General features: G+C 68.2%; 14 protein-coding genes. 4 read left to right on the forward strand and 10 right to left on the reverse strand.

Going from position 1 to position 18,050, the window contains the following annotated elements:
* Positions 1 to 14 precede the first annotated feature (14 nt).
* From ACE2AC_RS03875 to ACE2AC_RS03885, 3 genes are read left to right on the forward strand one after another with little or no spacing between them, the layout of a single operon-like run.
* Positions 15 to 2,624, forward strand: coding sequence for an ATP-binding protein (locus tag ACE2AC_RS03875; RefSeq protein WP_375690810.1), 2,610 nt, complete (start codon positions 15 to 17; stop codon positions 2,622 to 2,624).
* 42 nt (positions 2,625 to 2,666) lie between these two features.
* Positions 2,667 to 3,674 carry a ligase-associated DNA damage response exonuclease gene (locus ACE2AC_RS03880; RefSeq protein WP_375690811.1) on the forward strand — a complete coding sequence of 336 codons (1,008 nt, stop codon included), beginning with the start codon at positions 2,667 to 2,669 and terminating at the stop codon, positions 3,672 to 3,674.
* Entirely contained in the window at positions 3,671 to 5,236 is a 1,566-nt protein-coding gene (locus ACE2AC_RS03885) for a cisplatin damage response ATP-dependent DNA ligase (protein ID WP_375690812.1), read from the forward strand. The genes ACE2AC_RS03880 and ACE2AC_RS03885 overlap by 4 nt, the downstream gene beginning before the upstream one ends.
* 3 nt (positions 5,237 to 5,239) lie before the next feature.
* On the opposite strand, the gene ACE2AC_RS03890 is transcribed toward ACE2AC_RS03885, so the two are convergent.
* From ACE2AC_RS03890 to ACE2AC_RS03920, 7 genes are all read right to left on the reverse strand, one after another.
* Complete coding sequence (locus ACE2AC_RS03890; protein ID WP_375690813.1) at positions 5,240 to 7,711, reverse strand: CoA transferase; 2,472 nt, start codon at positions 7,709 to 7,711, stop codon at positions 5,240 to 5,242.
* A gap of 152 nt (positions 7,712 to 7,863) precedes the next feature.
* Entirely contained in the window at positions 7,864 to 8,790 is a 927-nt protein-coding gene (locus tag ACE2AC_RS03895) for a fumarylacetoacetate hydrolase family protein (RefSeq protein WP_375690814.1), read from the reverse strand.
* The gene (locus tag ACE2AC_RS03900) at positions 8,787 to 9,533 is read right to left on the reverse strand and encodes a glutathione S-transferase family protein (RefSeq protein WP_375690815.1); all 747 of its coding nucleotides are present in this window, start codon (positions 9,531 to 9,533) and stop codon (positions 8,787 to 8,789) included. The genes ACE2AC_RS03895 and ACE2AC_RS03900 overlap by 4 nt, the downstream gene beginning before the upstream one ends.
* Positions 9,533 to 10,534 (reverse strand): MBL fold metallo-hydrolase, encoded by a 1,002-nt coding sequence (locus ACE2AC_RS03905; protein ID WP_375690816.1) that lies wholly within the window; start codon positions 10,532 to 10,534, stop codon positions 9,533 to 9,535. The genes ACE2AC_RS03900 and ACE2AC_RS03905 overlap by 1 nt, the downstream gene beginning before the upstream one ends.
* A 13-nt stretch (positions 10,535 to 10,547) precedes the next feature.
* A complete protein-coding gene (locus tag ACE2AC_RS03910) occupies positions 10,548 to 11,852 on the reverse strand; it encodes a TRAP transporter large permease (RefSeq protein WP_375690817.1) in 1,305 nt (434 codons plus the stop codon).
* Complete coding sequence (locus ACE2AC_RS03915; protein ID WP_375690818.1) at positions 11,845 to 12,408, reverse strand: TRAP transporter small permease subunit; 564 nt, start codon at positions 12,406 to 12,408, stop codon at positions 11,845 to 11,847. Before ACE2AC_RS03915 ends, ACE2AC_RS03910 begins: the two co-directional genes overlap by 8 nt.
* Entirely contained in the window at positions 12,405 to 13,463 is a 1,059-nt protein-coding gene (locus tag ACE2AC_RS03920) for a C4-dicarboxylate TRAP transporter substrate-binding protein (protein ID WP_375690819.1), read from the reverse strand. Before ACE2AC_RS03920 ends, ACE2AC_RS03915 begins: the two co-directional genes overlap by 4 nt.
* A gap of 198 nt (positions 13,464 to 13,661) precedes the next feature.
* On the opposite strand from ACE2AC_RS03920, the gene ACE2AC_RS03925 reads away from it, so the two are divergent.
* The gene (locus ACE2AC_RS03925) at positions 13,662 to 14,459 is read left to right on the forward strand and encodes an enoyl-CoA hydratase-related protein (protein WP_375690820.1); all 798 of its coding nucleotides are present in this window, start codon (positions 13,662 to 13,664) and stop codon (positions 14,457 to 14,459) included.
* Between the two features lie 100 nt (positions 14,460 to 14,559).
* On the opposite strand, the gene ACE2AC_RS03930 is transcribed toward ACE2AC_RS03925, so the two are convergent.
* From ACE2AC_RS03930 to ACE2AC_RS03940, 3 genes are read right to left on the reverse strand one after another with little or no spacing between them, the layout of a single operon-like run.
* Entirely contained in the window at positions 14,560 to 15,720 is a 1,161-nt protein-coding gene (locus ACE2AC_RS03930; RefSeq protein ID WP_375690821.1) for an acyl-CoA dehydrogenase family protein, read from the reverse strand.
* Between the two features lie 10 nt (positions 15,721 to 15,730).
* Positions 15,731 to 16,786 carry an acyl-CoA dehydrogenase family protein gene (locus ACE2AC_RS03935; RefSeq protein WP_375690822.1) on the reverse strand — a complete coding sequence of 352 codons (1,056 nt, stop codon included), beginning with the start codon at positions 16,784 to 16,786 and terminating at the stop codon, positions 15,731 to 15,733.
* Positions 16,787 to 16,790: 4 nt separating this feature from the next.
* On the reverse strand, positions 16,791 to 18,023 hold the full coding sequence (locus tag ACE2AC_RS03940) for a CaiB/BaiF CoA transferase family protein (protein WP_375690823.1): 1,233 nt from the start codon (positions 18,021 to 18,023) through the stop codon (positions 16,791 to 16,793).
* Between the last annotated feature and the right edge of the window lie 27 nt (positions 18,024 to 18,050).

Genomic DNA, 18,050 nt, shown 5'->3' on the forward strand with positions numbered 1-18,050 from the left:
CGGAAAGGGTGCAGATGAGCAAGCAGGCTGACTGGACACAACTCGAGGCCCGTCCGATCCGGATGGTCCTGCTGGGTGGTATCACGGTCATCTGTGTCGGCATCATCGGCTTCCTCGGCACCGAGGTGCGCCAGAAGCTGAACGAGCTGGCCTATTCCCCGGCCGACAACATGCAGTGGACGCTGTCGCAGTTCGAGGTCGAATTCCTCGAGCTCATCGTTGCGCTCGACCAGGCGACGGCGCTGCCCGAGGATGCCGATCCCGCCGAGGTGACCGCCGCACTCGCCGAGCTGCGCAAGCGCTACGACATCCTCTACAGCCGGCTCGAGACGCTGGCGAACAGCCCGCTTTACCGCCAGGCGATCTACAACAGCCTCGTCGTCGACCGCTTCCGCCGGACCAGCGCGGAAATCCGCGGCCTCGTGCCAATGATCGACAGCCCCGACGCCGAACTGCGCGCCGACCTGCCCGAGATCGAGGACACCCTGACAGGCCTGCGCGACACGGTGCGCGGCATCCTCACCCAGGGCAACCAGGTGCTGGTCGAGAACGCGGACGAAACCCGGACCGATGTCGCGCTGGTGCTCTATCGGCTGGTGCTCGCCAGCCTCGTCCTGCTGGTCGCGCTGTCGCTTCTGGTGCTGATCTTCCGCCGCATGGCCTCGCTCAACGAACGGCGGGCCAAACAGGTGCTGGCGACCTCGGCCCGGCTGGAAACCATCGTCTCAACCTCGCGCGATGCGATCCTCGTGCTGGACCGCGACGGACAGATCGAAACCGCGAACCGCGCGGCCGAGGCGATGTTCGACGGCACGCACGCGCCGCTGACCGGGCGCTGGATCGGCGCGCTTCTCTTCCGCGACACCGAACATCGGCTGCGCCCGCTGACCGCCGAGGACCTGCGCGTCCTCTGCCAGGCAGAGAACCGTCCCGCGCTCCGCCTGATCGGGCGCACCCAGGCCGCCGTCTTCCCGGTCGAGGTCTCGATGAACGTGACCGACCGCGAGGGGGCGCCGGTCTTTGTCTGCGTGATCCGCGACATCTCGCACCAGGTGGAAGCCGAGCTTGAGCTGAAGGACAGCCGTGACAAGGCGCTGGCCGGCGAACGCGCCAAGGCCCGGTTCCTTGGCGTCGTCAGCCACGAGATGCGGACGCCTCTGAACGGCATCGTGGGCACCATCGACCTGATGGAGGATGCCCCCGACGCCGAGCTGCGCGACCAGTACCTGCCGGTTCTGCGCAACTCCGCCCATGTCCTTCTCGACCTGGTGAACGACGTGCTCGAGATCACGCGGATCGAGGGCCAGGTGCCCGTGCAGGCCGATCCCTTCGACCTCGACCAGGTCGTCGCCTCGGTGATCGCGAGCGAGGTGCCGCGCGCCCGAGCCAACGGCAACCGGCTGGAACGTGGCGCCGAACCGCCGGTCGGCACCGTGCGCGGCGACGTGCGGCGGGTGCGGACAGTGCTGGTCAACCTGGTCGCCAACGCGGCCAAGTTCACCCGTGACGGAGAGATCACGGTCACCGCCGAACGGATGTCGGACGACATGGTGGAATTCCAGGTCATCGACACCGGCATCGGCATCGCGGAAGAAGATCTGCCGACCATCTTCGACGACTTCGTCCGCACCGACGCCGCGGTGAACCTGCAGATCCAGGGCACCGGCCTGGGCCTCGGGATCGTGCGGCAATTGGTGCAGAGCATGAAGGGCGAGATCGACGTCGAGAGCATCGCCGGCGAGGGCAGCCTGTTCCGCGTCCTCCTGCCGCTGCCCGCCGCCGAAGCCGTACAGCGCGGCGGGCCCGTGCCGGCCGCCCCGCCGCCGGACAAGGGCCTGCCCCGGCTCGACATCCTGGTGGTCGAGGACAATCCTACCAACCGTTTCGTGACCCGCCGGATGCTGGGCAACCAGGGCCACGGCGTGACCGAGGCGCATGACGGGTTGGAGGCGATCCGCATCGCGGGCGAACGCCCCTTCGACCTGATCCTGATGGACGTCTCGATGCCGAACATGGACGGGATCGAGGCCGCGCGGCGGATCCGGTCGGGCACCGGCCCGAACCGGGCCACGCTGATCGTCGCCTTGACCGCCCATATCGGCGAAGAGGTGAGCGCCTCTCTCGACGCGGCCGGCCTGAACGAGGTGCTGGCCAAGCCGCTGACGCGCGCCGCGCTCGACGCCGTGGTGCACCGCGCGGCCGAGGGGCTGGCGCGCAGCCGGGCAGAGCACGCGACCCGGGCGATCGCCGCGACCGACCCCATGTCGCTGCCGATCTTCGACCGGGCCTACACCGACACGGTGGCCGGCTATGCCGACCCCGTGCGCGTCGGGGCCCAGATCGCGCGGTTCCTGGCCGAGGGCGACGCGCTATTCGAAGACGCCGATGCCGACCTGCTGGCCATGGCGAGCCCGATCCACGACTTCGCCGGTCTTGCCGCCGTCTTCGGGGCAAGCCGCCTGCATGCCACGCTTGCCGCCGCCGAGGCGGCCGCGCGGGTGAACGACCCCGACGGCCTTCGCACGGCGATGGATCAGGCCCGCGCCGCCTGGAACGAGACGCGGCGCCGCGTGGTCGCCTACCGCGACCGCGAGGCGCTCAACACCGGCGCCCCCGGCGAATAGGCCGCGCCTTGCGCAGCGCCGCGCCCGGCCTAGCTTTGCCGCATGGCTGACGCGGACCTTCTTTTTCCCACGCCCGAGGGGCTTTATTGCCCGGTCGGCGATTTTCACGTGGACCCGGTGCAGCCGGTCGCCCGCGCGCTGATCACCCACGGCCATGCCGATCACGCCAGATCGGGGCACGGCACGGTGCTGGCCACACGCCAGACGCTCGACATCATGGCGATCCGTTACGGCGAAGGCTTCGCCGGATCGAGCCAAGTGGCCGAGGGCACGATTGCCATCGGCGACACCCGTGTCCGGTTCCACCCGGCGGGCCATGTGCTGGGTTCGTCCCAGGTCGAGATCGAGACCGGCGGCCGTCGCTTCGTGGTGTCGGGCGACTACTGCCGCCACCGCAACCCGGTGGCCGAGGCGTTCGAGCCGGTGCCGTGCGACGTCTTCGTGACCGAGGCGACCTTTGCACTGCCCGTCTTCCGACACCCCGACCCGGCGGCCGAGATCGCCAAGCTGCTGGCGTCGGTCGCGGCCTTTCCCGAACGCGCGCACCTTGTCGGTGCCTATGCGCTTGGCAAGGCGCAGAGGGTCATCATGTTGCTGCGCGAGGCCGGCTGGGACGCGCCGGTCTACATCCACGGCGCGCTGGAACGGCTCTGCCGCTATCACCTCGACCAGGGCGTGCCGCTCGGCGATCTGCGCAGCGCCACCGACGACACGATGGCAAAGGCCGATTTCGCGGGCCAGATCATCCTGGCCCCGCCCTCGGCCTTTGCCGCCACCTGGGCGCAGCGCTTTCCCGACCCCGTGATCGCCTTTGCCAGCGGCTGGATGATGATCCGCGCCCGTGCCCGGCAGCGGGGCGTCGAGCTGCCGCTGGTGATCTCGGACCACGCCGACTGGCCGGACCTGCTGCGCACCGTCGCCGAGGTGGACCCGGACGAAACCTGGATCACCCACGGCCGGGAAGAGGCACTGATGCGGCAGCTGACGCTCGAACAGCGGCGGGCACGCCCGCTGCACCTGGTCGGGTTCGAGGAGGAGGCTGAGGCATGAAGCACTTTGCCCGCCTGCTCGAGGCGCTGGCCTTCACCCCGCAGCGCACGGGTAAGACGCGCCACCTGGTGCGGCATTTTCAGACACGGCCCGATCCGGAACGCGGCCTGGCCCTGGGCGCGCTGACCGGGGACCTCGACCTGCGGAACGTCACGCCCTCGCTCCTGCGCGGGCTGGTGGCAGAGAGGATCGATGCCGAGCTCTTCGCCCTCTCCTACGATTTCGTCGGCGACCTGGCCGAGACGATTGCGCTGGTCTGGCCCGATCCCGAGGCGCCCGAGGACCCGCCCCTGTCCGAACTGGTCCACGAGCTGGAGACAACCGGCAAGGCTGCCCTGCCCGGCGTGATCGCCGCGCGGCTCGACACCCTGGCCGTCTCGTCGCGCTACGCCTACCTCAAGCTTGCCACCGGGGGCCTGCGCGTCGGTGTGTCGGCCCGGTTGGCGCGGACCGCGCTGGCCGAATTCGGCGGCGTTCCAGTGGAAGAGATCGAGGAACTCTGGCACGGCCTCGCCCCGCCGTTCGCGCCGCTCTTTGCCTGGCTCGAGGGCGGCGAGAAACCCGTCTCGGCCGCGCGCGCGCCGTTCCGGCCGGTGATGCTTTCGACCGCGACGGACCTCGACGCGCTCGGGCCCCTCGACCCCGGGGATTACGCCGCCGAATGGAAATGGGATGGCATCCGGGTCCAGGCCACGGTCGATCAGGGCACCCGCCGCCTCTATTCCCGGACCGGAGAGGACATCTCGGCCGCCTTCCCCGACCTGCTCGACGCGCTCGACTTCGACGGCACCGTGGACGGGGAACTGCTGGTCCGCCGCGACGCCGCCGTCGCCCCGTTCGGAGAGCTGCAGAAGAGGCTCAACCGCAAGACCGTCACCAAGGCGATGCTGAAATCCCACCCGGCCGCGCTGCGGGCCTATGACCTCTTGATCGACGGCGACCGGGACCTGCGCGGCGCCCCCTTCGACACCCGGCGTGCCGCGCTGGAGCGGATCGTGGAGGGCTGCGATCCCTTGCGCGTCGACCTCTCGCCCCTGCTCGACTTTGCCACCTGGGACGATCTGGCCGTCCTACGTGCCGATCCGCCGGACCCGGTGATCGAGGGGCTGATGATCAAGCGGCGCGAGAGCCCGTACCTGGCCGGGCGGATCAAGGGCCACTGGTTCAAGTGGAAGCGCGACCCGATGCTGGTGGATGCCGTGCTGCTCTATGCGCAGCGCGGGCACGGCAAGCGATCGGGCTACTACTCCGACTTCACCTTCGGCGTCTGGGAGGGGGAGCAGCTGGTGCCCGTCGGCAAGGCCTACTTTGGCTTCACCGACGAGGAACTGAAGGACCTTGACCGCTTCGTGCGCAACAACACGGTGGACCGCTTCGGCCCGGTCCGCGCGGTCAAGCCACAGCTGGTCCTAGAAATCGCCTTCGAGGAACTCAACCGATCACCCCGCCACAAGTCGGGCGTCGCGATGCGGTTTCCGCGGATCGCGCGGATCCGGACGGACAAGCCGGCGGCCGAGGCGGACAGGCTGGAGGACCTGACCGCGCTCCTGCCGCCGGAGTGACGCTCAGACCAGCACGCCGGTCTTGTCGAGCGTCTCGACCCGGTCCGGGGGATAGTGCAGCATCTCGGTCAGCACGGTGAAATTGTCGCGTCCGTAGTCCGGGCTCGAACGCGGCGGATCGGCCGGGGTGCGCGACAGGTGCCAGCGACAGGCCTCGATCTTGCTGACCTCGCCGTTGCCGCGCGGGACCTCGATGAAATGCCGCCAATGGCGCATCTGCGGATCGGCAAAGATGTCTTCAGCCGATGCTGCAACATGGGCCGGTATCCGCCTGGCCTGCAGTCGTTTTTCCACGTCAATGGATTCCTGTGTGGCGCACCAGGCGGCCAGCAGCTTGTCGATCCGGTCCTCGTTCGCCTTGCGCCCTTCCAGCGTCCGCAAGCTGGCGTCGGATGCCAGCTCTCCGCCGACCTCTTCGGCCAACCGCTGCCATTCCGCGTCGGTGCGACACGAGATGGCGATCCAGCGGTCGTCGTAGCCGTGCTTGAGGCAAGCGTAGGTGTTGTTGGGCGCGATCAGCGGATCGCGGTTGCCCACGCATTCGGCCACCACGCCGTTCACGTCGAAATCGGCGAACCGGTCGGCCATGCCCTGCATCCCCGTTTCGGACTGGCCGACATCCATCCAGCCGCCCTCGCCCGATTTCTCGCGGTGGTCGAGCGCCGCCAGCAGCGCGACCAGCCCGAAGCGCGGGCCGACGTAGTCGGTGTAGGGCCCGTAGGGTCCGACCGGCAGCCCGCCCTCGGGGCCGACCAGCTGCTGGTAGCCCGACATCGCGCCGCCGATGTTGCCGAAGCCCGCCAGTTTCGACCACGGCCCGACCTGCCCCATGAGCGAGGTCGACAGCATGATGATCGAGGGGTTGCGCTTGGCCAGTTCCTCGTAGTTCAGGCCCCAGCGTTTCATCTGGCCGGGCGCAAAGCTTTCCACCAGCACGTCGGCCCATTCCACAAGGTCGAGGATCACCTTGCGCGCCTCTTCCGAGCCGAGGTCAAGCGACAGGCCGTACTTGCCCGTATTGCAGTTCTCGAACTGGCCGGACCGCATCTTGTCGATCTCGCCGCCCGGGAACGGCCCGAGAAGGCGCGCGGTCTCGACCCGCTTGGAGCTTTCGACCCGCACCACCGTCGCGCCGAAATCGGCCAGGTTGCGGCCGATCATCGGCCCCGCGACCACCCAGGCGAGGTCGAGCACCTTGATCCCTGCCATCGGCTTTTCGGCCTTGCCCGACCCCTCGAGCGGCGCGGGCGCCTGCCCCAGCCAGTCCTTGCGGATCGCGTCCCCGTCGGCATCCAGCTTCGGCGCCTCGCCTAGCGCGGCGAAGGCCCCGTCGATGTAGCGCGCAAACGGTCCCGGCTGGACGATGGTGCGGCCCTTCCACGGCACCTCGCGGAAGAACTCGCGCGCCTTCATGTGGTCGGACCTGAGCTGATCCTCGAGCGTGCAGATCGGCGCCATCAGCACCTTCTGCGCCAAGGCGATGTCGACCGCGTCGAACTTGTGCTTGGGCTCCAGGTAGGCAGCCACGCAATCGCGGGCGCGCTGCAGGTCCTCTTCGCCGATCTCGTCCGCGACGATCCGGTCCTGCAGCGTCGACCAGTCCCAGTCTGCGAATTCGGCCGCACCGGGCACGCCTTCGTCCTTGAGGAACTGGAAGAGCTTGTTGGTGAAGCGCCCGGTGGCGGGGCCCATGGCCAGGTGCATCTCGACCAGGCCGTCCTGCACCTGCCACTTCGACTTGTTCGTCCGCGCGCCTGAGCCGGAGAGGTCGGGCTGGTTCTTCATGCTGGCGACCGATTTCCGCAGCGTGTAGTTCGGATGCCCGACCGCGCCGGCAAGGCTCATCGACAGCGTCGACTGGGTGGCCGAGGCCTGGGCCGAGACCTCGACATGCTGGCCGATGCCGGATTTCTTGCGTTCGAAATAGGCGATCAGCGCGCCCTGCACGGCATCCATCGTGGCGTGGTGGTACGCCTGCGGAACGGATATGCGATAGGGCTTGTCCGCCACCGCCGCCACCGGCAGCAGCGGCCCGCCCGAGGCCCAGACCACCAGTTCGCTGTCGGCATAGGCGGCCTTGGGTCCGGTCAGGCCAAAGGGCGTCACCGTGGCGACGATCAGGCCCGGGTTGAGTTTCGACAGGTCGTCATAGGCCAGCAGGTCGTCCTCGGACGGGTTGCCGGTCTGGATCAGGATGTCGGCGCGCCGCACCAGGTCCTCGAACGTCTCGCGGCCCGCGTCAGTCTTGCGGTCCAGGACGATCGACCGGCGGCCCGCGCCGTAGGCGGCCCAGTAAAGGCTGTCACCGTCGGCATCGTAGGGCGGCTGGAGGCGGCTGTCGGTGCCCTCGGGCCCCTCGACCTGCACCACGTCGGCGCCGAGCTGCGCGAATACGCGCCCCGCGATGGCCCCCCGGTAATCCGTCAGATCCAGCACCTTGAGATGCGACAGATGCCCTTTGCCGTCCTGGGCCATGGTGGTCTCCTCCCTGTCATTGAAGCAGGTTTGTCCGGACCTGCGCACCGCTCCTCGGCGGCATCCTTCCGGCTTTGCGCGCGGGAGGCAAGGGGGGCGGCGGCAGCTTCCCTGCCCCCGCCCCCCGATTTCACATTCGCGTCGGCAGCGCCCTAGCGGCGTTCCGCCGCGACGTGGCTGCGCAGCACGCCGATACCCTCGATTTCCAGCTCGACCGTGTCGCCGGGGTTCAGGAACTTGCCCAGCTCGAGCCCGCAGCCACCGCCGACGGTGCCCGAGCCGATGAATTCGCCCGCCTGCAGCTCCTCGTCCCGGCTGACGTGTTCGATGATGCGGGCAAAGCTGTGGTGCATGTCGGAGGATATGCCGCGCGTCCATTCCTCTCCGTTCACCCGGGCGATCATGGTCAGGCCCGAGCCATCGCCGATCTCGTCCCGCGTCACGAGGCACGGGCCCATGGCGTTGGCGGTGCGGAAATCCTTGCCCTTGGCCGGGCCGAGGCCGCCAGCGCTTTCCAGCATCTGATGATCGCGGGCCGAGAAGTCGTTGAAACAGGTGAAACCAAAGATGTGGTCGTTCGCATCCGCCTTGGCGATGTCGCAGCCGCCCTTGCCGATGAACATCCCAAGCTCCAGCTCGAAGTCGAGCCGCGTTTCGCCCCGGGGCCAGATGATCGTGTCCTCGGGTCCCGAGACCGAGAACCGGTTGCCCTTGTAGTAGATCGGCTGGTCGTACCAGACCTGCGGCATCGGCACGTCGGCTGGGTCCATCGGCGAGGCCTTGGGATCCCAGAGATGCCGGTTGGCCCGCGCCTGGCGAAGGTGCTTTTCAAAGACAAGACTGTCGCGCATCTGGACCGGCACCGGCACGGGCGCCCTGAGGCGGACGTCCGCCACCATCTCCTTCGCGGCGCTGCCCTGCGCGGCGCGGGCGGCTTCCAGTCCTTCGTCGCCGGCCTCGATCAGCGCCAGCATCGAGGCAAAGGCGGGGTTCGCGGCCCCGTCCAGCACCGCGATGGTCGCGCCGTCGAGGATGCCGATGGCCTGTCGGCCGTTCTTGTCGAATGTCACGAGTTTCATGCCGGTTCCTTCAGGTCGTCGTAGATGTCGGACACGCGCGATCCCGGCGCGTAGGTCTGTGCGAAGGCGGGGCGCGACTGGATCGCGGTCCACCAGCGGTCGAACTGCGGCAGCCCGTCCCAGAGCCCCGCGAGCCCGAGGTCGCGCATCCGGTCGATGGTCGGGACCACGCAGAAATCCGCCAGCGTCAGCCGGTCGCCGCAGAGCCACGCCTGCCCGTCCAGCGCGCGGTCCATCCGCGTCACCGTCTCGCGCAGGCGTTCGAGGAACTCGTCGAGCCGCGCGTCTGAAAAGCCGTGGCGCCCCATCTCGGCATAGAAGGTCCGCCGCAGGGTGCGCGCCTCGGTGTCCTTGGCAAGGTCCGCCTCGCTCAGCTCGCGGCGGTGGCGGATGAAGACCTTGTTGAAGCTCGGGATCCGGATCGCCGCCGTTGGCACCTCCTCGATGAAGCGCAACCACTTCCGCATCTTGGCCCGTCCGAGCGGCGTCGCGGGCGACAGCGGCACCTCGGGAAAGACCTCGTCGAGGTATTCCATGATGACCGAGCTGTCGCAGACCGGCTGGCCATCATGCAGCAGCGTCGGCACCACGCCGTCGGGGTTCAACGCAAGGTACTCGGGCGTCAGGTGCTCCTTCTTGCGGAAATCGATCCGCGTGTTGGTGAATGCCAGGCCCTTTTCGTAAAGCGTCAGCCGCACCTTCTGCGAACAGGTCGAGATCGGGTTGTTCAGAAGCTCCAGCATCAGTGCGCCCCCGACCCGTGGCAGGCGCATGGCCCCTCGTGCGCGCAATCCGCGCCGTGGCGGTAGCGCAGCATCTGGGCCATGATCTCTTCACGGCTGGGATCGACCTGTCCGCCCGACAGCTCCCGGTAGATATTCGCGACGTTGGCCACCACGCGTTCCCGGTCGAGCCAGCTGTCGAAGGCGTCGTAGCCGACTTCCCACGCCGCTTCCTGCCAGTCGAGCCCCGCCTCGTAGGCCTTGGTCGCCTGCCCTTTGACCGAGACGAGGTAGTCCCGCAGCGCCTGAACCGCCGGTTTCTCGCAGACCGCGCCATGGCCCGGCACGATGGTGTCGACGTCGAGGTCCAGGATGAAGTCGCAGGCCGCGATCCAGTTACCGATGGGACCGGCCCAGATAATCGGGTGACCGCCGTGGAACACCAGGTCCCCGGTATAGACCGTCCGCGCATCCGGCACGTGGATCACGATATCGCCGCGGGTGTGCGCCGGCCCCAGCTCCGTCAGCTCGATCCGTCGCCCCCCGACCTCGAGCGTCTTGGTGCCGCAGAAGGTCTCGTTCGGCGGCAGGTGCCCGATGTCCGAGAAGTCGAAGCGCGAGCCCATCGTCTCGGTGAAGAACCGGCCGTAGGCGCCGAAGGCTTCGGGGTTGGCGATCACCTCCTGCACCTTCGAGGCGGGGCGCTCCTCCATCTCTTCCAGGCAGGCGGTCGACCCGATGATCCGTGCGCCCTTCACCAGGTGGTTGCCATAGGTGTGGTCGCCGTTTGAATGCGTGTTGACCAGCACGTCGATGGTTTCGGCCGCTGGGACCGCCGCCCGGTAGGCCGCCAGCATGTCGCTGGTCAACCGCCCGGTGAACAGCGTGTCGACCATCACGACGCGGTCGTCCTCGCCCACGATCAGGCCCGAATTGCTCCACCCCCAGGATCCGTCGCCCTGGACCCAGGCCCAGAGCCCGTGGCCCAGGTCCTGCAGTTCGCGCTTGGTGTCTTCGTACATGTCGCTCTCCTTCTCAGAGCAGTCCGGTCGCAAGCCAGGGCAGCGCCAGCACCAGTGCAACCATCAGGACCATGACCAGGGCAAAGGGCGCAGCCCCGCCGAAGATGTCGTTGAGTGTGATCCGCTGGTCGTCGATGTTCGCCTTGATGACGAAACACGCGACCCCCAGCGGTGGTGTGAGCAGGCCGACCTCCACGGCGATGATCGTGACGATCCCGAACCAGACGAGGTCGATGCCAAGCGGCTGGACCACCGGCAGGATCAGCGGCAGCAGGATCAGCAGGATGGAGGAGCTGTCGAGGATCGTGCCCAGCATGATGATCGCCAGCAGGTAGAGGACGAGCAGCCCGTAGAGCCCGAGGTCCATCGCGCCCAGGAGCCCGGTCATCGCGCCCGGCAGCCCGGTCAGCGCCAGAAGTCGCGAATACATGTGCGCGGCGATGATCAGGAAGGTGATCGAGGCGGTGACCTGCCCCGTCTCCAGCAGGATGCGCATCACCTCGCGCCCCGACAGCCGCCCCTTGACCACCGCGATGATCAGCGCGCCGAGCGCGCCGACACCACCGGCCTCGGTCGGCGTGAAGAAGCCGCCGTAGATGCCGCCCAGTACCAGCACGATCAGCGCGATGATCGGGGCGGATTTCAGCAGCATCGTGGCGCTCGACATCTCGGGGATATCGGACTTCTCGGGCTGCCCGGTGAAGCCCGGCGCAAAGGCCGCCAGCCCGACGATCAGGATGCAGAAGAAGAGCGCCAGGATCAGCCCCGGGATGATCCCCGCGGTGAAGAGATCGCCGATCGAGACCTCGGCGATGATGCCGTAGAGGATCAACAGCAGCGAGGGCGGGATCAGCATCCCCAGCACCGAGGACCCGGCCACCACGCCCACCGAGAACCGCGGGGTGTAGCCCTGGCGGATCAGCTCGGGCACCGCGACCTTGGTGAAGACCGACGCAGAGGCGATCGAGGTCCCGTTCACCGCTGCAAAGACCGCGTTGGCAAAGACCGTGGCGATGCCGAGGCCCCCGCGGAACCTTCGGAAAAGCTGCCCGGCCACGTCGAACACGTCCCGTCCCAGCCCGCAGGCACCGACCAGCACCCCCATCAGGACGAAGAGCGGGATCACCCCGAACGAATAGCGTGCCACCCCGTCGAGCGCCGCATGAGACAGCAGCTTGCCCGCGACGAGGAAGCTGCCCTTGACCGCAAAGACCCCGAAGAAGCTGACCGCCATCAGCGCGATGGCGACATGCATCCCCAGCTGGATCAGCACGAGGATCGCGACGATCGAGGCGATGCCGATCTCGACGTTACTCATGCACCCATCCCCCGCGCGCCGCCCGCATGGCCAGCCCGATCGTCAGCATCGCGTAGGCGGCCAGCGTCATCACGCAGCCGATCATCACGCAGGTCACGAAGGGCCAGCGCGGCATCGTCCAGATGCCGTAGAGGCCCACGGTCTCGTTACCCTCGATCGAATGGATGATCTGGGGCCCGGTGTAATAGAGCAGGATCGCCAGCATCCCCGTCCCCGCGGCATGGTGGAAAGTGTCGAGCCAGTCGGCCGCCGCCGAGGACCGCGCGCGCAGCCGGGTCAGCAGCATGTCGGAGCGCACGTTGCGCCCCGTCGCCGTCGCATAGGGCAGCTGCAGGAACACGATGGCGACGATCGCCGCGCTCACGATCTCCGCCGTAGCGGGGATCGGGTGACCGAAGAAGCTGCGGCCGATCACGTCGAGGTTGATGAGCGCCATCATCCCCATCGTGCCCGCGCCGCCGAGAGCCGCCATGACCAGCGCGATGCGGACCAGCCAGAGCGTCAGCGCGCCGCCGGGAAGCCCCGGCGGCGGCGCCTGTGTCGCGGGCTCGCTCACTCGCCGCCCCAGTTCCGGGCGTGCTCGATCCCGGCCTCTTTCGACAGCCGCATGTAAGTTTCCAGCGTCTTGGTCCCCGGCTGGCCCTGGGCATCCAGCGCCTCGGCCCACTGGCGGGCGATGTCGGGCAGCTTCTGCGCGTAGGCCACGCGCTGCTCCGGCGCGATTTCCGAGATCTGGGCCCCGCCCTCGACCGCCGCGGCCAGCGATTTCTCGCCGCCCTCGCGGTAGCTGTTGGCCGCGATGTCGCGGTACTCGTCCGACACCTCCTGGATCGCCTGTTTCACGTCGTCCGGCAGGCTGTCCCAGAGGTCCTTGTTCACCGTCAGCGCCGAGGCGTACTGCGCGCCGAAGTTCATCTTGGTCACGTAGGGCGCGACCTCGTAGAACTTGTAGGGCGCGACCACGGATTCAAACGTGAGGATCCCGTCGTAGAGCCCCGTGGACATCGAGTTGTAGAAATCCGGCAGCGCACCGGCGACCGGCGTCGCACCCGAGTCCTTCAGCCAGTTCAGCGCCAGCCCGGCGGTCCCCAGCTTGTGGCCCTGGATGTCCTCGACCGTCTCGATCGGGAACTTGGTGACGAAGTGGTAGGTGTCGATCCCCACCGGCGCCAACACCACCTGGTTGTTCCGCGCCCAGCTTTCGTCGATCTCGGGGATCTCCTCGTGCAGCTGGTCGATGACCTGCATCAGCTTGATCAGGTCGTCGGTGCCGAAGGGCGTGACATAGGTGATCTGCTCGAGCGGCAGCTTGTCGCCCTCGAAGAGGTGCGGGACATAGCCGAACTCGGCGATCCCGTCGCCGACCGCCTCGAGCACGCCGTTCACGTCGGCCACCGCGCCGGCATAGGCCTCGGTCCAGGTGACCTCGTGGCCGAGCGCCTCGAGCCGCTTGGTCACCTCGGGCACGAAGTGATCGCTCAGCGCAGAAACCCCGCGGGTGATCGGCGGATGGCCCGCCACGATGGTCCAGTTGAAGCTGTCGGCCAGCGCAGGCATCGCCAGCGACAGCGAAACGACACCGGCCAGGCCGGTGGTGCCAAGAAGTTTCATGGTTCTCCTCCCATGCGGCATGCGCCGCTTCGTCTGGGGGCCGGCGTCTCTTGACGAGTCTCCCTCGCCAGCCCGTTCAAACACGTGTTTGAAAATATCCCGGCCCGACAGCCATCTGTCAAGTGAGTCCTTCGCTTTGCCGCCCTTCTGCGCCTGCGCGAGGCTGCCGAAACCACGCGATCAGAGGGAGGGCGCGACATGGCCGAACATCAGGACGTCACCTACGAAACCGACCGCCGGGTCGCGACGATCAGCTTCAACCACCCCGAGGAGCTGAACACCTGGCGCCCCGCGATGGAAATGGCGATGCGCGCGGCGATGGAGCGTGCGGCGGCCGATGACGAGGTCCGCGCCATCGTGCTGACCGGCAAGGGCCGCGCCTTCTGCGCCGGTGCCTCGCTCCAGGCACTGGCGCAAAGGGCGCAGGGCGTGTCGGTCCTGCCGCCGCACGACCGCAGGCCCGGCGACCTCGAACAGCGCTACAGCTACCTGCTGGCGATCCCGAAACCGATCATCGCCGCGATCAACGGCGGGACGGCGGGCGTCGGCTTCTGCCTGACGCTCTACTGCGACATCCGCTTCATGGCCGAAACGGCGAAACTCTCCACCGCCTTCGCGCAGCGCGGGCTGGTGGCGGAACATGCCTCGGCCTGGCTGCTGCCGCGGATCGTGGGGCCGATGCATGCCGCCGACCTGCTCTATTCCGCCCGCCGGATCGACGGATGCGAGGCCGAGAAGATCGGCCTGGCCCGCTGCCTGCCGACCGAGGGCTTCCTGCAGGCGGTGCAGGACTATGCCGCGCAGATCGCCAACCATTCCTCCCCCCGCGCCGTCCGATTGATGAAGCAGCAGCTCTGGGAAGCACAGCACCAGACGTTGGCCGAGGCGACGCACTGGTCCGAGGACGAGATCGTGAAATGCCGCGACACCGAGGATTATGCCGAAGGCTCGGCCCACTTCCTCGAAAAACGCGCCCCGAACTTCACGGGGCGCTGACCGCCCCCGCTTCATCTTGCCGAAAAAACTCCCGCCGGAGGCAACCGCCGCGCGCGGCGGTTTCCCTTTCCCCAGCGGGGAAAGGGGTGCCAGATCAGTCTCAGCGCAGCCCAAGCCCCCGCGCGACAATGCCGCGCAGGATCTCGGTCGTGCCGCCCTGGATCGTCAGCTTGGGCGCCATCCGGGTGTAGAAATCCATCCGGTCCCGATAGGCCCGCACGTCGTACCGGTCGTAGTCCATCAAAGAGATCAGCTCCCGCAGCCGCGTTGGCAGGGCCTGGTCCCAGACGGTGCCGAGGTCCTTGACAATCGAGGCCTCGGTGACGGGCTCCTGGCCCGCCTCGAGCATCCCGGCCACCGACACCGACATCCGCCGCATCGTGTGCATCTGCGCGATGAGCCGGCCCAGCCCCTCCTGAAGCCGCGCGTCTTCGGTGCCCTCCACCGCCGTCAGGAACGCCCGCATCGCGCCAAAGGTCTCGAGGAACCGCTCCGGCCCCGACCGTTCGAACGCCAGCTCGGACGTCGCCTGTTTCCACGCCGCGTCGATCTCTCCGATCACGTAGTCGTCGGGCAGGAAGACGTTGTCGAACTGGACCTCGTTGAACTCCTCGACGCCGTTGATCATCTCGATCGGGTTCACCGTGATGCCGTCCGCGTGCATGTCGACAAGGAACGAGGTCAGCCCGTGACGCCGGTTTTCCTCGGTCGGTTTCGAGGTGCGGAAGAGGCCGATCATGTAATCGGCATGCTGCGCGCCGGTGGTCCAGATCTTGGCCCCGTTCAGCCGCCAGCCGCCGTCGACCTTGGTGGCCTTGGCCTGCGCCGCGAAAAGGTCCGAGCCCGAGTTCGGTTCGCTCATCCCGATGCAGAACATCGCCTCGCCCGCGATGATCCGCGGCAGAACCTCCTGCTTGATGCGCTCGCTGGCATAGCGGATCAGCGTCGGCCCGCTCTGCCGGTCGGCGACGAAGTAGCGCCGGGTCGGTGCGCGGGCGACAAGGAACTCCTCGTTCACCACGTAGCGTTCGAGGAAGGATCGCTCCTGCCCGCCGTACTGGCGCGGCCAGGCCATGCCGATCCAGCCCTTGGCGGCGACGGCCTTGGCGAAACGGTCCATCGAGTCCGAGCTGTGCTCGAAGGTTGCCGGGTCATAGACGCCCTGTTCGGCCTGGTCGCGGACAAAGGCCCGGACCTCGGCGCGCAGGTCCTGCACGTGGTCGGGAAGGCGGACGGGGTCGAAACGCAATGCAACGGTCATGTCTGTCTCCTCAGCGGCTGGCCAGCAGCGACCAGAGCGCATCCGCGTCCCCGGCTGTCACCAGTTGCCCGAGCTTCAGCGCCCAGTGGGCCTCGGTCCCGAAATCCTCGCGCCAGGCCAGCGCGTTCAGCGTCAGGCGGTGCAGCTTGTGCTCCATCGTCACGCCGATGGCACCGTGCACCTGGTGGGCGATGGCGCAGCCCGCCTCGGCCGCCTCGCCGCAGCGCACCTTGGCGGCTGCGACCTCGAGCAGCAGCGCATCGCCCGTGTCGCCGCGGGCCAGCGTGTCGGCGGCGGAATTCGCGGCGGCCACGGCGGCGGCGCATTCCTCGCCCAGCCGGGCTAGCAGGTGTTGCACGGCCTGGAACTTCGAGATCGGGCGTTCGAAGGCGCGCCGCTCCTGCGCGTACTGCACGGTGATGTCGAGGATCGTTTCAAGCGCGCCGGCGATCTGGTTGGCCCGAGCGGTGGCCGCCATTTCGGGCAGAGAGGCGGCCGTCCCGGCGGGTGCCATTTCAAGCGGTGTTACCGCTTCGAGTTTCACCCAGTCGAGCGGATCGTAGGACAGCGAGGTCCCTTCCTCGATCCGGCACGCCGCCGGGTCTAGGACGCAGATCACGGGGCCATCCGGCCCGTCGCAGAGCGCGACAAAGGCCCCGGCACCGCCCGCAAAGAACACCTCGGGGCAGACGCCCGAAACGGTTCCGTCGGCCGCAAGCGCGAGGCGCCCGCGCGGCGCCGGTACCAGGACCGCCATCGGGCCGTCGCGCAGGTCGAGCCCCGCCTCGGCCAGCGCCCAGTTCGCCAGCATCGTCTCGGCCAGCGGCACCGACACGCCGTAGCGCCCGGCCGCCCGCAGCAGTTCGAAGGCCTGCACCAGCGTGAGCCCGACACCGCCTGCCTCTTCGCGCACCATGGCCAGCGTCAGCCCGTTTTCCTCGACCGCCTGCCAGAGCGGCGCGCGCCAGCTGTCGTCGGTCGCGCGGGCGATCTCCTGGGGGTCGCTCAGGTCGGTGAAAATCCGCTCTGCCGTCCGGATGTGAATGTCGTCGCTGTCGAGTGCCATTGGCCTACTCCGCCGCCTCCCGTGTCTCGTATCTCACCACGACCCCCTCGGCCTCGAGGCGGTCGATCTCGCCGTCGGAGAACCCAAGTTCCCCGGAAAGCACTGCGCGGGTGTCCGCGCCAAGCCGCGGTGCCGCGGCAAAGGGCAGCGTGTCGGCCCCGTGCAGCCGCAGAGGCGAGGCCGGGACCACGATCGGCCCGAAATCCGGGTGATCGACCCAGCCAAGCGCCCCGCGTTCATGCATGTGTGCGTCGTTCGTCACCTCGATCAGGTCCCGGACGATGGCGTGCGGCACCTTGGTCCGGCCGAAGATCTCCTTGATCTCGGCCCGGCTGTGCCGCGCCGTCCAGGCGGCGATCGCGGCGTCCGTCTCCTCCATGTTCCGCACCCGCGCGGCGCGGTCCCGGAACCGGGGATCGGTCGCCATGGCCGGCATGTCCATCGCGGTGCAGAGGTTGACGAAATGCCCCTCGTTCGTGCAGATCACCGCCACGTAGCCATCGGTCGCCGGGTAGACGTTGTAGGGGCAGGACGCGAGGCCGCCGTGCCGGTTGCCGGTGCGCGGCGGCGGCTGGTCCGTGTCGTAGATCATGCCGAGGTTCGAGGCGAGCGCCGGGTAGACGCATTCCTGCATCGCCACCTCGACCAGCTGGCCCTCGCCGCTGCGTTCGCGGTGGAAGAGCGCCGTCAGGATCGCCGCGTAGAGATGCGTGCCGCTCATGAAATCCACGACCGCCGGGCCGCATTTCACCGGCGGGCCATCGGGGAAGCCCGTCACGCTCATCATCCCGCTCGCGGCCTGGACGGTGATGTCCATCGCTTGCCGGTCCTTGTCGGGCCCGGTGATGCCGTATCCCGACCCGCTGGCATAGATCAGGCGCGGGTTGATCGCCTTCAGCGCCTCGTAGCCGACACCCAGCCGGTCCATCACCCCGGGCGCGTAATTCTCGACCAGCACGTCGGCGGTGGCGACCAGGCGGCGCAGGATATCCTTTCCCTCGTCGCTCTTCAGGTTCAGCGTCATGTCGCGCTTGTTCTGGTTCAGCATCGCGAAGGGCACCGCCGCGCCGCGCGACACCTCCTGGCGCTGGCGGATCGGCTCACCCTTCGGCGGTTCGACCTTGATGACATCGGCACCGGCCTTGGCCATCAGCAGCGTGCAATAGGGGCCCTGGTAGACCTGGGTCAGGTCGATGACGCGGATGCCGGCCAGCGGCAGACGGTCCGTATTGGCCATGTGTGTCGTCCTCCCGCACGCGATAAT

This window comes from Pseudooceanicola sp. LIPI14-2-Ac024 (assembly GCF_042188925.1).
Lineage (GTDB): Bacteria > Pseudomonadota > Alphaproteobacteria > Rhodobacterales > Rhodobacteraceae > Pseudooceanicola.

Excerpts from the sequence above, each read along its gene's own strand:
- ACE2AC_RS03910 (WP_375690817.1), bottom strand. The coding sequence starts at position 11,852 with ATGAGTAACGTCGAGATCGGCATCGCCTCGATCGTCGCGATCCTCGTG.
- ACE2AC_RS03880 (WP_375690811.1), top strand. The coding sequence starts at position 2,667 with ATGGCTGACGCGGACCTTCTTTTTCCCACGCCCGAGGGGCTTTATTGC.
- ACE2AC_RS03920 (WP_375690819.1), bottom strand. The coding sequence starts at position 13,463 with ATGAAACTTCTTGGCACCACCGGCCTGGCCGGTGTCGTTTCGCTGTCG.
- ACE2AC_RS03885 (WP_375690812.1), top strand. The coding sequence starts at position 3,671 with ATGAAGCACTTTGCCCGCCTGCTCGAGGCGCTGGCCTTCACCCCGCAG.
- ACE2AC_RS03895 (WP_375690814.1), bottom strand. The coding sequence starts at position 8,790 with ATGAAACTCGTGACATTCGACAAGAACGGCCGACAGGCCATCGGCATC.
- ACE2AC_RS03940 (WP_375690823.1), bottom strand. The coding sequence starts at position 18,023 with ATGGCCAATACGGACCGTCTGCCGCTGGCCGGCATCCGCGTCATCGAC.
- ACE2AC_RS03935 (WP_375690822.1), bottom strand. The coding sequence starts at position 16,786 with ATGGCACTCGACAGCGACGACATTCACATCCGGACGGCAGAGCGGATT.
- ACE2AC_RS03930 (WP_375690821.1), bottom strand. The coding sequence starts at position 15,720 with ATGACCGTTGCATTGCGTTTCGACCCCGTCCGCCTTCCCGACCACGTG.
- ACE2AC_RS03890 (WP_375690813.1), bottom strand. The coding sequence starts at position 7,711 with ATGGCCCAGGACGGCAAAGGGCATCTGTCGCATCTCAAGGTGCTGGAT.
- ACE2AC_RS03925 (WP_375690820.1), top strand. The coding sequence starts at position 13,662 with ATGGCCGAACATCAGGACGTCACCTACGAAACCGACCGCCGGGTCGCG.
- ACE2AC_RS03905 (WP_375690816.1), bottom strand. The coding sequence starts at position 10,534 with ATGTACGAAGACACCAAGCGCGAACTGCAGGACCTGGGCCACGGGCTC.
- ACE2AC_RS03875 (WP_375690810.1), top strand. The coding sequence starts at position 15 with ATGAGCAAGCAGGCTGACTGGACACAACTCGAGGCCCGTCCGATCCGG.
- ACE2AC_RS03900 (WP_375690815.1), bottom strand. The coding sequence starts at position 9,533 with ATGCTGGAGCTTCTGAACAACCCGATCTCGACCTGTTCGCAGAAGGTG.